This is a genomic window from Candidatus Accumulibacter phosphatis, assembly GCF_012939955.1.
GTDB classification, from domain to species: domain Bacteria; phylum Pseudomonadota; class Gammaproteobacteria; order Burkholderiales; family Rhodocyclaceae; genus Accumulibacter; species Accumulibacter delftensis.
In genome coordinates, this window is record NZ_SPMY01000025.1 from 127,741 (window position 1) to 141,996 (window position 14,256).

General features: G+C 63.7%; 11 protein-coding genes and 1 pseudogene. 5 read left to right on the forward strand and 7 right to left on the reverse strand.

Annotation, left to right across the window (positions count from 1 at the left end; genetic code table 11):
* Positions 1–95: 95 nt before the first annotated feature.
* Positions 96–3,709: pseudogene (locus E4Q23_RS09895) on the reverse strand (indolepyruvate ferredoxin oxidoreductase family protein).
* 106 nt (positions 3,710–3,815) lie between these two features.
* On the opposite strand from E4Q23_RS09895, the gene E4Q23_RS09900 reads away from it, so the two are divergent.
* On the forward strand, positions 3,816–4,721 hold the full coding sequence (locus E4Q23_RS09900) for a LysR family transcriptional regulator (RefSeq protein WP_169066485.1): 906 nt from the start codon (positions 3,816–3,818) through the stop codon (positions 4,719–4,721).
* 331 nt (positions 4,722–5,052) lie between these two features.
* Here the strand turns inward: E4Q23_RS09900 and E4Q23_RS09905 are convergent, their stop codons facing one another.
* Genes E4Q23_RS09905 through E4Q23_RS09915 form a run of 3 tightly spaced genes read right to left on the reverse strand, consistent with a single transcriptional unit; the run spans position 5,053 to position 5,951 of the window.
* Positions 5,053–5,478 carry a type II toxin-antitoxin system VapC family toxin gene (locus E4Q23_RS09905; protein ID WP_169066486.1) on the reverse strand — a complete coding sequence of 142 codons (426 nt, stop codon included), beginning with the start codon at positions 5,476–5,478 and terminating at the stop codon, positions 5,053–5,055.
* Positions 5,475–5,741, reverse strand: coding sequence for a hypothetical protein (locus E4Q23_RS09910; protein WP_169066487.1), 267 nt, complete (start codon positions 5,739–5,741; stop codon positions 5,475–5,477). Before E4Q23_RS09910 ends, E4Q23_RS09905 begins: the two co-directional genes overlap by 4 nt.
* A 24-nt stretch (positions 5,742–5,765) precedes the next feature.
* A complete protein-coding gene (locus tag E4Q23_RS09915; protein WP_169066488.1) occupies positions 5,766–5,951 on the reverse strand; it encodes a hypothetical protein in 186 nt (61 codons plus the stop codon).
* A gap of 43 nt (positions 5,952–5,994) precedes the next feature.
* Here E4Q23_RS09915 and E4Q23_RS09920 point away from each other — a divergent pair, with 43 nt between their 5' ends.
* From E4Q23_RS09920 to E4Q23_RS09935, 4 genes are all read left to right on the forward strand, one after another.
* Positions 5,995–7,494 (forward strand): CoA-acylating methylmalonate-semialdehyde dehydrogenase, encoded by a 1,500-nt coding sequence (locus E4Q23_RS09920; RefSeq protein WP_169066489.1) that lies wholly within the window; start codon positions 5,995–5,997, stop codon positions 7,492–7,494.
* A gap of 148 nt (positions 7,495–7,642) precedes the next feature.
* Positions 7,643–8,143, forward strand: coding sequence for a DUF3037 domain-containing protein (locus tag E4Q23_RS09925; RefSeq protein WP_169066490.1), 501 nt, complete (start codon positions 7,643–7,645; stop codon positions 8,141–8,143).
* A 143-nt stretch (positions 8,144–8,286) separates the two neighbouring features.
* Entirely contained in the window at positions 8,287–9,111 is an 825-nt protein-coding gene (locus E4Q23_RS09930; RefSeq protein WP_169066491.1) for a DUF2092 domain-containing protein, read from the forward strand.
* Between the two features lie 9 nt (positions 9,112–9,120).
* Positions 9,121–9,600, forward strand: coding sequence for a hypothetical protein (locus tag E4Q23_RS09935; protein WP_169066492.1), 480 nt, complete (start codon positions 9,121–9,123; stop codon positions 9,598–9,600).
* A 235-nt stretch (positions 9,601–9,835) separates the two neighbouring features.
* Here E4Q23_RS09935 and E4Q23_RS09940 read toward each other — a convergent pair whose 3' ends face one another.
* The 3 genes from E4Q23_RS09940 to E4Q23_RS09950 form a co-directional block, all read right to left on the reverse strand.
* Positions 9,836–12,442, reverse strand: a complete 2,607-nt coding sequence (locus tag E4Q23_RS09940) for a hypothetical protein (RefSeq protein WP_169066493.1) — start codon at positions 12,440–12,442, stop codon at positions 9,836–9,838.
* Between the two features lie 160 nt (positions 12,443–12,602).
* Positions 12,603–13,142, reverse strand: a complete 540-nt coding sequence (locus E4Q23_RS09945) for a phospholipase D-like domain-containing protein (RefSeq protein WP_169066494.1) — start codon at positions 13,140–13,142, stop codon at positions 12,603–12,605.
* Positions 13,143–13,149: 7 nt separating this feature from the next.
* A complete protein-coding gene (locus tag E4Q23_RS09950; protein ID WP_169066495.1) occupies positions 13,150–14,034 on the reverse strand; it encodes a phospholipase D-like domain-containing protein in 885 nt (294 codons plus the stop codon).
* Positions 14,035–14,256: the final 222 nt, after the last annotated feature.

Consider the following 14,256-nt stretch of genomic DNA (forward strand, 5'->3'; position numbering starts at 1 on the left):
AATTCCTTCGTTGTTGGTGAGGGATGGCGCAATCCCACCGCGGTCGCTCGTGGCGACGCGGGCGGTGGGGGGCCAGCTGCTGAAGCGACTGTCGATCAGGCCGAGACTTTGCTCGCCGGGAAGTGCGGCATGCGCTGCACGCCCGGCAAGCTCTCGCCATTGAAGCGTGCGAGCAAACTCTTCTGCTGCGCACGGGCGTGCTCGATATAGCGTTCGCGGATGTGGCCGAAGCCACGCACCTGCTCGGGCAGGCTGGCCAGTTCGACGGCCAGTTCGTGCTTGCTGGTCGTCAGTCCGGCGAGCAGGGTTTCGATCAGTGCCTCGTAGTCGGCGATCAACTGACGATCGAGCTTGCGCTCGGCGCTGCGCGCAAAAATGTCGAAGCGGCCGCCGCGCAGGTGCTTGTAGCCGGCCAGGATACGCATCGCCTTGAGCATCCACGGGCCGTAAGTGCGCTTCCTGAGCTGCCCGGTGGCCGGGTCCTTGCTGGCCAGCAGCGGCGGTGCGAGGTGGAAAACCAGCTTGTAGTCGCCTTCGAACTGCGCCTCGACGCTCTTGAGGAAGGCGCTGTTGGTATATAGCCGCGCCACTTCGTACTCGTCCTTGTAGGCGAGCAGCTTGTAGTAGCCGCGGGCGACGGCTTCGCGGAGCAGCGAGATTCCCGGCGTCAGCGCTTCTTCGGCGGCGCGTACGCGCTTGAGCAGCGCCAGGTAACGCTCGGCGTAGGCGGCGTCCTGATATTCGGTGAGTTGCTCCTGGCGGCGGGCAATCAACTCGTCGACGCTGGTCGACAGGCGGTGGTGGTCGGGTATATATGCGGGTTGCGCGGCTTTGACCACCGCCGCCCTATCGACTGCCGCGACGCGGCCCCACTGGAAGGCCGTGCTGTTGGAAGCGACCGCCGCGGCGTTGATCTCGATGGCGCGCAGGATGGCCGCGCGTGACAAGGGCACCAGGCCTTTCTGCCAGGCGAAACCGAGCATGAACAGGTTGGTGGCGATGGCGTCGCCCATGATTGCCGTCGCCAGTTGCGAAGCTTCGAGAAAATCGGCGCTCTCGCTGCCGACGGCGTCGGCAATGCGCGCCTCCATGCCGTCCTGCGGGAACTGCGGGTCCGGGTGGGCGACGACGTCACCGCTGCGCGCCTGTGCCGCAAAGCCGCGCACGAAGTCGCTGGTCGTGCTCTGGTCACGGTTGATGACCACGCGGGTGTGGCCGGCGCGCATCTTGGCGATCGACTCGTCGCTGGCGGCAACGACCAGGTCGCAGGCGATGACCGCGTTGGCTTCGCCAGCGGCGACCCGCGCCGCGTAGAGTTGCTCCTGGCGGTCGGCGATGCGCACATGCGACCATACTGCGCCGCCTTTCTGCGCCAGTCCGGCCATGTCGAGGACCAGCACGCCCTTGCTTTCGAGGTGCGCGGCCATGCCCAGCAGGGCGCCGATGGTCACCACGCCGGTGCCGCCGACGCCGGTGATGAGCATGCTCCACGCTTCGCCGTGGCGGGCAATGCCGGCTCGGGCAGTTGCGCGAAGAGGGCTTCGCTCGGCGTCGCTGCCTGGCCTTTTTTCAGTGCGCCGCCTTCGACGGTCACGAAACTCGGGCAAAAGCCCTTGATGCAGGAGAAATCCTTGTTGCAGGCCGATTGATCGATGGCTCGCTTGCGGCCGAACTCGGTTTCGACGGCGACCACCGACATGCAGTTGGATTTTTCGGAGCAGTCGCCGCAGCCTTCGCAGACCAGATCGTTGATCAGCACCCGCTTCGCCGGATCGGGAAACTTGCCGCGCTTGCGACGGCGGCGCTTCTCGGCGGCACAGGTCTGGTCGTAGATGATTGCCGTCGTGCCCGGCACGCTGCGCAGTTCGCGCTGCACCGTGTCCAGCTCGTCGCGATGGCGCACCGGCGTACCCGACGGCAGCGCCAAGGCACCGCTGTACTTCTGCGGCTCGTCGGTAACCACGACGATGCTCCTGATGCCCTCGGCAGCGATCTGGCGGGCGATGATCGGTACGCTCAGCGGGCCGTCGTGCGGCTGCCCGCCGGTCATGGCGACGGCGTCGTTATAGAGAATCTTGTAGGTGATGTTCACCCCGGCGGCGATTGACTGGCGGATGGCGAGCAGGCCGGAGTGGAAATAGGTGCCGTCGCCGAGGTTGGCAAAGACGTGCTGCGTGCTGGTGAACGGTGACTGACCGACCCAGGCGACGCCTTCACCGCCCATCTGGCAGAAGGTCTGCGTCGATTCCGGCGACAGCCAGGTGGCCATGTAGTGGCAACCGATGCCGGCCAGCGCGCGCGAGCCTTGCGGAACTTTGGTCGAGGTGTTGTGCGGACAGCCCGAGCAGTAGTGCGGAATGCGGGAAATGGCGCGGTTCGGCTTGGCCAGCGCGGCTTCTTTTTCTTCCAGGAAGGCCAGGCGCGCGGCGACGCGCTCGGAGGTGTAGTAGATGGCGATGCGCGCGGCGATGACGCGGGCGATCATCGCCGGCGTCAGCTCGCCGGCCGCGGGGAGCAGCCATTCCGAGTGCGGTAGCGACCATTCCCCTTTCTCGTCGAACTTGCCGATGACACGTGGTCGCGCGGATTCGCTCCAGTTGTAGAGTTCTTCCTTGATCTGGTATTCGAGGAACTGGCGCTTCTCCTCGATGACCAGGATCTCTTCCAGCCCTTCGGCGAAGTGGCGAATCCCTTCGGCCTCCAGCGGCCAGACCATGCTCACCTTGTACAGGCGCAGGCCGATTTTTGCCGCTACGGCGTCGTCGATGCCGAGGTCTTCGAGGGCCTGGCGCACATCGAGATAGCTCTTGCCGCTGGTGACGATGCCCAGGCGCGCGTTCGGGCTGTCGATGATCACCTTGTTCAGCTGGTTGGCACGGCAATAGGCCAGCGCGGCGTAGAGCTTGTGGTGCAGCAGGCGCTTTTCCTGTACCAGCGGCGGATCGGGCCAGCGCAGGTTGAGTCCGCCGGCGGGCAGCTTGAAGTCGGCGGGAATGACGGTTTCGACGGCGAAGGGGTCGACATTCACCGCGGCCGAGGTCTCGACGGTGTCGGCGAGCGCCTTGAAGGCTACCCAGCAGCCCGAGTAGCGCGACAGCGCGAATCCGTGGATGCCCAGGTCCAGGTATTCCTGGATGTCGGCGGGTGCCAGCACCGGCATCATCAGCGCCTTGAAGACGTGCTCGGTCTGGTGCGGCAGCGTCGAGGACTTGGCCGCGTGGTCGTCGCCGGCAATCGCCAGCACGCCGCCGTATCTCGAGCTGCCCGCGGCGTTGGCGTGACGAAAGACGTCGCCGCTGCGATCGACGCCCGGCCCCTTGCCATACCACATGGCGAAAACGCCGTCGCAAGTCGCGTTCTGGTCCAGCGTGACCTGCTGCGTGCCCCACACCGCGGTCGCTGCCAGGTCTTCGTTGAGCCCGGCCTGGAAGTGGATATGCAGGGGTTCGAGAAATTTCTTCGCGCGCCAGAACTCGTGGTCGACGTTGCCCAGCGGCGAGCCGCGGTAGCCACTGACAAAGCCGGCGGTGTTCAGCCCGGCGCGTTCGTCGCGCGCACGTTGCAGCATCGGCAGACGCACCAGCGCTTGTGTTCCGTTGAGGTAGACGCGGCCGCTGGCCAACTGATACTTGTCATCCAGTGCGACGCTGCGCAGTGCGCTGTGTTCGCTGTGTTCGCTATCGTCAGCGTTCTTCGGCGATGCATCCATGTGGCTGTCTCCTCGATGGACGGGTCATTCTGATTTTGAGAGATGATAGGAAATCGTTGTGCTATTGTAAAATCACAAAAACGCACGCGAGATATCAGAAAATCAGATGACAAGCGACGTCACCCTGCGCCAGTTACGCTATTTCGCGGCCGCTGCCGAGAGCGGTCAGTTCTCGATGGCGGCCGCGAGCCTGTTCGTTTCGCAGTCGGCGATCACCAACGCCGTCCTCCTCCTTGAAGACCGGCTGGGGGTCAGATTGTTCGATCGCAAGCCGCACGGCGTCGCGCTCACTGCCGAGGGGCACAGCTTCTATCAGCACGCGCGGCACATTCTCGACTCGCTGCAGGACGCTCTGCGCGAACCGCGCTTTCGCATCAACGATCTGCACGGCGCGATCCGCATCGCCGCCACCTATTCCGTACTCGGCTATTTCCTGCCGCCGCTGTTCGCCCGTTTTCGCGCCAACTACCCGGACATCGATTTCGACCTGCACGACATCGGCCGGCGCAAGGTCGAAGCGGCGGTGCTCTCCGGCGACCTGGAACTGGGAGTGGTGATCCTCTCCAACGTCGAGGATCGTGAGCGTTTCGGCCACCACGTCCTGATGCGTTCACGACGTCAGCTGTGGGCCGCCGCCGGTCACCCGGTGCTGGAAGAGCCTTATCCCGCGCTGGCCGACGTCGCCCGTCAGCCCTACATCCTGCTCACCGTCGACGAGGGCGAGGAATCGAATCGCCGCTACTGGACCGACAACGGCCTCAGCCCGAACATCGCTTTCCGCACCAACGGTATGGAGGCCCTGCGCGGCCTGGTGGCGCACGGTTTCGGGGTGACCATCCTCAGCGACATGGTCTATCGCCCGTGGTCGCTAGAAGGCAAGAAAATCGAAGCGCGCCCGATTCTCGATGCCATCCCGCATCTGGAGGTCGGCTTGATCTGGGCGAAAGACGCGGCGCTCGCCGAGCCGGCCGAAGCACTGCGGCAGTTTCTGATCCAGGCCTGCGGAAACTGATTCGAACGGCTCACCGACCGTCAGCCGGCTCGCAGGGCTGATTCGATCAGGGTTCTGGCCAGCCGCAACTCTGTCGGGCGCGAAATTCGATGAGATTGGCTTGGAGGCGGTCGCAGAGAGCCATCAGTTCGTCGACTTTGGCGACGATGCGATGCTGTTCGGCGACGAGAGGGAGTCCGAAGCGGAACGTGAACAGCTTGTCGGATTGACGCTTGCATGTTCCGTGCGTGGCGCGTTGTACCAGAGCAAGAATGCAAGAATGCAAGAATGCGCGTCTGGACGCCATTCGGTGCCCCGGCGATGAGGCCGAGGTGCTCGAGCAGCTGGGCGCTCATGTGGATGCGTCTTCCAGCAGCGCGATCTGGCCGAAATGCGCCGCCTTGTCGTAGTAGCGCCGGTCGGCGGTAACGAAGGTGGCGTCCGTCTCCAGGGCAGTGGCGTGGTAAAGGGTGTCGAACAGGTGGTGGTTGAGAGTCTGCGCAAGGTCGATGGCGCGGCGGTATACGGTAGTGGTGTCGATGAATTCGATGCCTTCGAGGAGGCTGAGGTCGTCGAGGCTGTCGGCAGCGAGTGTCGGCGCGCGGCGGACCATTACGCCGGCAATCTCGGCTTTCCAGTGCGCGGGCTGCGCAAACGACACGTCTCCCGCTTTCAGCTGGAGGAGGAAATCAAGCGCTTCGAGCGTGTCGGTTTCGTCGCCGGCGTCGGGCAGAAACCACTTGACCGCGACGCTGGCGTCGATGACCAGACGCTTCATCGCCGCGGAATTCCGTGTGTGGCGTCGGGTTCGCCGCGATTTTCATCACGCAACTGGAGAATTTCCGCTGTCGAGGTCGGCACGGCCGTCAGCCTGCGCAGCAGGATGCGCTTGATCGCTTGATCGCTCTGCTGCTTGCGTTCTTCCCTGGCGATGGCTTCATCGAGCAGTTGGGCGACGATGGAGCTCTTGTTCCTGTCGGCGAACATCCGGTTGAAGCGCTCCTTGATGTCGTCGGGGATGCTGAAGTTCATGGTGGCCATGACGCCCTCCGGTTGTTGATATCTTCAACAATCAGGGTAGCGCTTGCCGAAGCGGACGGCAAGCGGGGCGCGCATTTTAGTCACCACGCGCGCGGCTTTGATCACCAGTAGAGCTACGGTCTTGGGCAAGTCCTGATTCATCGTTTGCACTTTCCAGTCGAGCTCGCTGTTGTGTTCATGAATCCGATTGACACGACGATTGGCGCGCACCTAGGATGGACCAAATTCACGATCAGGCGCGGTATCCTCAGCTATGACAAATCCTGGACAACTGCAGCACTTCATCAATGGTCATCGGGTCCCTGGCGGTGATTCGCGCTGGGGCGAGATCTTCAATCCGGCCAGCGGACAAGTCACGGCGCGGGTGCCGCTGGCCAGCGCAGAGATCACCGGCAAAGGAGTCGCTGCGGCCGCCGCCGCCCTCGCTGAGTGGTCGGATACACCGCCGCTGCGGCGTGCGCGCGTGCTCTTCAAGTTTCGTCAGCTGCTCGAGCAGCACCTCGACGAGCTGGCGGCGATCGTCACTGGCGAGCACGGCAAGGTGCTCGACGATGCCCGGGGCGAGATTATTCGCGGCATGGAGGTCGTCGAGTTTGCCTGCGGCATCCCGCAGCTGTTGAAGGGTGAATACTCCGACCAGATCGGGAGCGGTGTCGACAGCTGGTCGCTACGCCAGCCGGTCGGTGTCTGCGCCGGCATCACGCCCTTCAACTTTCCGGTGATGGTGCCGATGTGGATGTTTCCTGTGGCGCTGGCCTGTGGCAATACCTTCATTCTCAAGCCTTCCGAACGTGATCCGTCGGCCAGCCTGTTCATTGCCGATCTGTTGGCGCAGGCCGGGCTGCCACAGGGCGTGTTCAACGTCGTGCATGGCGACAAGGAGGCGGTCGATGCCCTGCTCACCGATGCACGTGTTGCGGCGGTCAGTTTTGTCGGCTCGACACCGATTGCCGAGTACATCTATGCGACGGGAACGGCCAACGGCAAGCGGGTACAGGCGCTCGGCGGCGCCAAGAATCATATGGTGGTGATGCCCGACGCTGATCTCGAGCAGGCGGTCGATGCGCTGATCGGCGCCGCCTATGGTTCGGCTGGCGAGCGCTGCATGGCGATCTCGGTGCTGGTCGCGGTCGGCGCGGTCGGCGAGCAGCTGGTGCCGGCGCTGGCCAGGCGCGTGCATGCGTTGAAGGTCGGTCCGGGCACTGATCCGGGCGTGGAAATGGGGCCTCTGGTGACCCGGCAGCATCTCGACAAGGTGCGTGCCTACGTCGATCTGGGAGTTGCCGAGGGGGCAGTGCTGCTGGTTGATGGGCGCGACCTGCGGCTTGCCGCTCACGACGAGGGATTCTTTTTGGGCGGCTGCCTGTTCGACCGCGTCTCCCCCACCATGCGCATCTATCGCGAGGAGATCTTCGGGCCGGTGCTGTGCGTCGTGCATGTCGCCGATTTCGAGGCCGCCGTCGCGCTCATCAATGCCCACGAATATGGCAACGGCGTGGCGGTGTTCACGCGTAGCGGCAATGTCGCCCGCGAGTTCGTGCGTCGCATCGAGGTCGGCATGGTCGGTGTCAATGTGCCGATTCCGGTACCGATGGCTTTCCATAGTTTCGGCGGCTGGAAGCGTTCCCTGTTCGGCGACCATGCGCTCCATGGCCCGGACGGGGTACATTTCTATACCCGCCTGAAGACGGCGACTGGTCGCTGGCCGCAGGACATGGCGAGTGGCGCCAGTTTTGTGATGCCGACGCATTGACTGCTGCCGCCGCTCGGTCGCACAGACCGGCCGGGAAGGCCGCGATGCTGCTGCGCAGTTGCCGCAAGAGACGACCGGGGAGATGCGTGAATCTCGAACGCGACTTGCCAGCGATTGACCAGGGCGCCACTTTCGGCAAACCCGCCGGGTGTGGACTCTGCGGGCGCCGTCGCTGGCGGTGGTCCGCATCGGCAACGCCGCTGGGCGGGCCACCATGAAAGAGTTCGCCTGCCAATACGCCTTTCTGCGCTTTCGTCCCTTTTCTGAAACGGGCGAATTTGCCAACGTGGGCGTCGTTCTGATGGCCGCCGAGGCCGGCTTTTTCGACTTTCGCCTGCTCAAACGTTACGGTCGAATCACACAGTTTTTCTATCCCTTCGACCGCGAGGTGTACCTCAACGGGCGCGAGTTGTTCAAGGAGGAACTGCAGCGTTTTGCCGGCCAACTGCGCTCTGACGCGCTCGATGGCGGCAGGCGAGCGCCGAATCTGCTTTTGGCGAGCAAGCGCTTCGCCGAACTGGTCCGCCCGCGCGACGCCATGTTCCACTTCGACCAGCAGCGGCTCATTCTCGCCGCTGACCCTGAAGCCAAGCTCGACGCTCTCTACGACCACTACTGCGAGCGCAATTTCATGAGCAGGGAGTTTTGACCCCTGTCGGTAGTGACCGGTTTTCGTTCGAGCGGCCGCAGCGCATGCGGTACTCGGCTGGTTCTGGCGGTGGCAGCGTCGGCGTTTCTCTGCTAACGTAAGCAGCTTGTGTATTTCCATGCCGATTGAGGAGAGATGTGCTGATGAGACCGAAGCGTTTTCGGATAGTAGTGATCGCTGCTGCGCTCCTGCTGCTTCCTTTTTACAGTGGCGCGCAGCAGGTCAGCCCTGCTGAGGGCCAGGCCAGCGCGACTGCTGCCACTTCCGTAAGCCCTGCCGCTCCCGCAGCGCAGGCGGTAATTGAACCCGAAGCCATTGCTGCGCTCAAGCGCAGCAGCGAATTCCTGCATACACTGAAGTCATTCAACATTCGGGTCGATGCCAGCACCGACGAGGTCCTCGATAGCGGCCAGAAAGTGCAGTTCGGCTCGTTCGCCAATATCTCGGTGGTCAGGCCCAACCGCTTGCGGGCGGACGTGATCGACGATGAGAAGCAGCGCCAGTTCTACTACGATGGCAAGACGCTGACGGTGTACGGCAAGCTGGTGAACTACTACGCCTCGGTGAGCGCGCCCAAGACCATCAAGGAGATGTTGGCCTTCGCGGAAACCAAGTATGGGCTGGAGTGGCCGTTGGCCGACGTGCTGGCACCGGAGTCCCTGGCGGAAAATGTCAAAGCGGCCTTCTTTGTGGGCCAGAGCCGCGTTGGGGGTGTCCTCTGCGACCATTATGCTTTCCGTCAGGACGAGGTCGACTGGCAGATCTGGATACAGGAAGGCAGCAAGCCCTTGCCGAGAAAGATCGTCATTACGAGCAAGAACGAGGAAGGGGCGCCGCAGTACGAGGCGGTGTTGAGCTGGAAACTGTCACCCAGGCTGGGCGATCGCGTGTTCCGTTTCGTTCCGCCCAAGGGCGCCAGCAAGATCGTCTTTCGCGAGCTGGAAGTCCAGCCGGGCAACGAGAAGTGAGGTGAGATGATGAGCCAAGTCCAATCGAAAAAACGCTTTTCCGGTCGCTTTTCGCGTGCCGTATTGATGTCGCTGCTGGCTGTGGGCGCGCATGATTTCTTTGCTGCTTCGGAGGCCTTTGCGCGCGGGGGCACACACACCAGCGTCAACCGCAGTGCCAATGTGAACCGCAATGCGAACGTCAATCACAACACCAATGTGAACCGCAATACGAACGTCAATCGCAACACCAACGTGAATGTCAACCGTAACGTGGACGTCGATGTGAATCACCGCGGTGGCTACCACCCGGTAGGGACGGCAGTGGCGGTTGGGGCTGCCGTAGCAGTGACCGCCGTGGTCGTCGGCTCGATAGTTAACACCCTGCCGCCGAGTTGCGTACCCTACGTCTATGCCGGCATGACTTACCAGCAATGCGGCGGGACCTATTACCAGCCGCAGTATGCAGGCAGTTCGGTGACCTACGTGGTGGTTAACCCGCCCTACTAAGGACGCCTCACAGCTGCCGGGCGAAACTGTTCTGGCGAAGTGCGCGGGAGAAAGCTCGGGAGGAAAGAAGCTACTCTCTACTCTCCGTGCGGAACCTACCAGGCTGCCCCTGCCGATGCAGCGCTGCAGCCTGGTGCGCTTTCTGGCCCCTCTGCTCGGCCTGGGAGTCCATAGCCGGGATTCGGGAGGCAGCGCGTCCGTCAGTTCATGTTTGTCAGGATTGCCAGGCCTCGCCTTAACGCCGCCCACCAAAACGGCCGCCGAAGCCGCCGCCAAAACGGCCACCGAAGCCACCGCCGCCAAAGCGGTCGCCGCCGCCCCAGCCACCGCCGCCAAAGCGATCGCCGTCAGCGAAGCCGCCAGCGCTATAGTGGCTTTCAGCGTTGCTGCGCGCCTGCTGGTTAGTATCGGCCCAGGAGGTGTCGCCGCCTGCCGATTGCCAGCCGCCGGAAGCGTGTTGTTGCCAGCCGCTGTCGCTGTTGCGGTAGGCGCTGCCATCTGCGCCCGCGTAATGGTTGCCCATCACGCCGCTCGAGGTGTAGCTCTTGGTCTGTCCGGTCTGGGCATCGTAGGCCGTAGTCGTGTGCTGCGCGCCAACGCCCTCAGGGCCCGCCGTGGCGGCGGCGGTTTTCGAGATCGAGCTGCCGCCCGGGCCGCTGGCCGAGGCGCTGGAGGCGTACGAGCGCTGCCCGGTTTCGGTGTTGTAGGTGCCGCCGCGTGCGACATTGCCGCTCGTGCCGCCGGCGGTGTTGACGGTTCGGTCGTAAGCGCGCTGTGCCTGGCCGGTGTTGGGGTTGTAACTGCGACCGGCGGCGTAGGCGCCGCTGCTCCCGGTGCGCGTGTTGTTGTAAGTGCCGCGGGCGGAGCTGCCGACCTTTCCATCATCATTGGCGTACCAGCTTCGCGACCCCGAATAGACGGTGTTTCCCCAATGACCATAGACGTCGGCGCTGGTCGAGCCACAGCAGGGATAGCCCCAGTAGCCGGGGTGGTACCAGGCGCCGCCCCAGTAGGGTGCCGCCCAGGCGGCAGTTGCCAGACCGAGGCCGTAGCCATAGGCAAAGCCCACATAGGGGTTGTAGATGGGGGCCGCGGCGAGGCCCCAGGTGTAGGGCGCCGCATACCAGACGGAGCCGATCCAGGGCGTGTAGTAGTAGCCGGTGCCATAGACGACAACGCCGTCGGAGCTGACCACGTTGCCCAGGTAGCCGGGCGTATAGCCGACGTAGACGACCTCCTTGCTGGCACCATAGACGTGCACGTAGGTCACGTAGTGCAGCGGCGAGCTGGTCGGAATGTCATAGATCACCGGTGGAACGCTGCTGGCGACGAACCACGGGCCGGTGAGGCTGCTGGCCGTAAACCAGACGCCTGCCTGGACAGCGAAATAGCTGCTTGGCGTCACCTGGATGATCGGTACTTCGGCGTTGCTGACGTAGCGCAAGGGCGTGGCGTCGATGGCCTGGAACTGCGGTGCGCCATCAAACACCGGCGTGAATTTTGGCCCATTGCTCAGCGGCACGTTGGCGGTGTGCGGAATCGAGTTGGCAATCAGAGTTTCCTGCGCCTGCGGTGTGCCGGCCACCGAGGCGAGAACGACGCCAGCCGGTGCGCTCCCGGGGATGCGGCTGAAGTCGGCGGGCAAGGCATTCGCGGCCGTGTAGGTCCACGGGCCGGACAAGGCCGAGGCGCGGTACCAGCGTCCTGAGAGGAGGGTGTAGTAATCGTTGTTGGCGGTATTCACCAGCACGTCGGCAGTCGTGTTTTCTGCCCACAGCAAGCCGGTGCCGGTGATCGGCACGAAGTTGGGCGGCCCCTTGAAGACGATCAACTCAGCGGGTACCTGTCTGACGTAGAGCGTTGGTACGCCGTTCTGCAGTGTTGGTTTCGGCTCGGCTTGCGGCCCCCCGTCAAGCAGATCGACGTGGCCTTCCTTGGCCAGTTTCTGCGCCAGTTCGTTGAGTTCGTTGAGTTCCTTGGCGCCGGGTGGTTCGCCACTGGCCAGGGTCCACGGGCCTTCGAGTGCGTCTGCCGACAGCCAGCCGTCGAAGACATGCAGGTACCAGCGGCTCGCGCCGCGGCTGCGAACGATCAGCGCCTGGGTGTTGATCACGCGCTCGAAGTGCGTATCGGCAAGGGGCCGTATCGCCGGCGAGCCATCGATCGGCACCAGGATGGCCGGCGAATTGCTGACGATGACCTGTGGTGGTTGATTATTGACCTGCGCCGGCCGCGCTTTCACGGTGCCGGAGGCCGCCAGTTCGCCGGCGAGCAGTGGCAGCGACATGCTGGCCATGACCGTCGGCAGTTGCGTACGCAACTGGCGCAGGACATCGAGTCCGTGATCTGGGAGCGTCGGAAAGCTGGCCCGGCTCAGGCTGAGGTCTTCCAGTGCGACACTTTGTGTGAGGCGATCGACGCCAGTGCGTGCGCTGCCCCAGATCACCCCGAAAGCTGGTTCGCTGGCCGCTGTTTTCTTCACCGCGACGGCGGCACGGAAGTTGAGCGTGTTGCCTTGCCAGCTGTCGACCTGCGGCAGGTAGACCAGCGCCGTGGCTCCGGCAATTTCGGCCTGGCGTGGCCAGCCATCGCTGCCTGTTGGCGGCGCCGCTGGCGGCTGCGCGGCAGCGCCCGGAACTGGCGGAACGGGCAAATTGCCCCACGAATCGGCGCTTCTTAGCGCACCGTCGAAGGCGGACTCCGGGTTCAGGGGAAGCGCATTACTCATCCCGGGGTCATCCGGAAAAGGCATCGACTGCTGGTTGGCACAGCCGATCGGGCCGGCCATGATAACGCCGATCAGGCACGCGAGAAGACGGGGTTTCGGTAGTTTGATGGTCATGGCGTTCCTCTGCGGGGGCCGTAGATCAGGAGTTGGAATTGTGGCGGCGTAGTATGGATTGGCATGCTGGCAGGGTCAATTCGGGGTTCGCGTGCGCAGGGTTTGCGGAGCGCCTCGCGAAGGCGTGGCGTGCGTCGGCTCGGTGCTCGGGAATCCAGGCTCAGAGCAGTGGGCTGAGTACCTGCACTGCATTTTCCAGGCGGCGGCGCCAGTCTGGCCGGCCGCGCCAGCGCGCCAGCTGCAGTGCTTGCGATTTGCTCTCGTACTGGCTTTGCATGGCGCGTGCCGTGGCCGCGAATGCAGGGTCGTAGGTGAGCATCGAGACTTCGAAGTTCAACTCGAAGCTGCGCAGGTCGAGGTTGACCGTTCCGAAGATGGTGATCTCTTCATCGACGACCATGCTCTTGGTGTGCAGCAGGCCGGCACGGAAACGGAGAATGGTGATGCCTACTTCCAGCAGGTCCTCGACGTAGGCGTTGCTGGCGTAGCGGACCAGCGTCGAGTCGATTTTTTCGGGTACGATGAGGATCACCCGTACGCCGCGTATGGCGGCCGAGCGCAGCGCCGTGAGCAGCGTTTCGCTGGGAATGAAATAGGGCGTCGTCAGGACGATTTCGCGCCTGGCGGCATAGAGTGCGGCGACCAGCAGTTGTTCGATGTGCTGCGTGGACGACTGTGGTCCGGAGGGGAATATCTGCACGTGGCTGTCACCGGCAGGGGCCAGTTCGAGGGGGGGGCGGCGGCGCGAAGGGGGTTCCGGTCTGCAGGGCGGTGAGCGAGAGTGAAACCGATTCCAGTATCCACGCCGCCGGTCCTTCTATGCGCACCATCGCGTCAACCCACTCGCCGACGCCGGCGTCCTGTTTGAAGAAGCGGGGGTCGGCGATGTTCATGCTGCCGGTGTAGGCGATGCGGCGGTCGATGACCGCGATTTTGCGGTGGTCGCGGAGGTCGAAGCGGACAAACAAGGCGCGTAGCGGATTGACCGGCAGGATTTCAACGATGTTCACGCCCGCGTCACGGAGTCGGCCAAGTGCTTCACTCTTGAAAAAAGAGCGGCTGCCGAGTGAGTCCATCAGCGTCGAGCAGGGGACGCCGCGTTGCGCCGCGCGGACCAGCGCGGCGACCAGATCGTCCACAAAGCCGCCCGAGCTCCAGATATAGAACTCCAGATGGACCGAGCCGCGGGCAGCATCAATGTCGGCGATCAGCGCGCGCATGATCGAGCTGCTGTCGGTCAGCAGTTGCAGGCGATGGCCTCCCATCAGAGGCAGTCCGGCCGAGCCGGTGGCAAGCCTGCTGACGCTCTCCGCACCGGTACTCAGCACGCCGGGGTCGACCAGGGTCGACGCCGGGATGTCCTGCGCCCAGAGCAGCAACTGCGGTTGCATGGCGATCGCCCGATCCATCCAGGTCTTGCCGAGACGGCGTTCGCCGATCAGGAGATACATCAGGACGCCGACAGCGGGAATCGTAATCACCAGCAGCAGCCATGCCAGTGCTGTTCCGTGCGAGGTCCGCCGGGAAAAGATGCGCAGTGAAACCGCTATCACGGCGATCAAGTGCAGGACAGTGAGAAGATCGAAGACCATGCGGCGGAGTATGAGACGCTCGCCCCTGTGCGGTCAACAAGCCGTCTCCGCGCGACGCCCGATACGGCGCTGCGTCCCTGCTGCCGCCAGAAGGTGATCGATCATCTGTGCTAATCTGCCGGCGTTTGTCGGGTCGTGCTGTGCAATCTCTGTCGTCAGCCAAGCCGAGGCAGGAGTTGCACAAGATTCGCCAGGCCGTGAGTTGGGCCATCAACAAAGGAG

Excerpts from the sequence above, each read along its gene's own strand:
- E4Q23_RS09900 (WP_169066485.1), top strand. The coding sequence starts at position 3,816 with ATGACAAGCGACGTCACCCTGCGCCAGTTACGCTATTTCGCGGCCGCT.
- E4Q23_RS09905 (WP_169066486.1), bottom strand. The coding sequence starts at position 5,478 with ATGAAGCGTCTGGTCATCGACGCCAGCGTCGCGGTCAAGTGGTTTCTG.
- E4Q23_RS09910 (WP_169066487.1), bottom strand. The coding sequence starts at position 5,741 with ATGGCCACCATGAACTTCAGCATCCCCGACGACATCAAGGAGCGCTTC.
- E4Q23_RS09920 (WP_169066489.1), top strand. The coding sequence starts at position 5,995 with ATGACAAATCCTGGACAACTGCAGCACTTCATCAATGGTCATCGGGTC.
- E4Q23_RS09930 (WP_169066491.1), top strand. The coding sequence starts at position 8,287 with ATGAGACCGAAGCGTTTTCGGATAGTAGTGATCGCTGCTGCGCTCCTG.
- E4Q23_RS09935 (WP_169066492.1), top strand. The coding sequence starts at position 9,121 with ATGAGCCAAGTCCAATCGAAAAAACGCTTTTCCGGTCGCTTTTCGCGT.
- E4Q23_RS09940 (WP_169066493.1), bottom strand. The coding sequence starts at position 12,442 with ATGACCATCAAACTACCGAAACCCCGTCTTCTCGCGTGCCTGATCGGC.
- E4Q23_RS09950 (WP_169066495.1), bottom strand. The coding sequence starts at position 14,034 with ATGGTCTTCGATCTTCTCACTGTCCTGCACTTGATCGCCGTGATAGCG.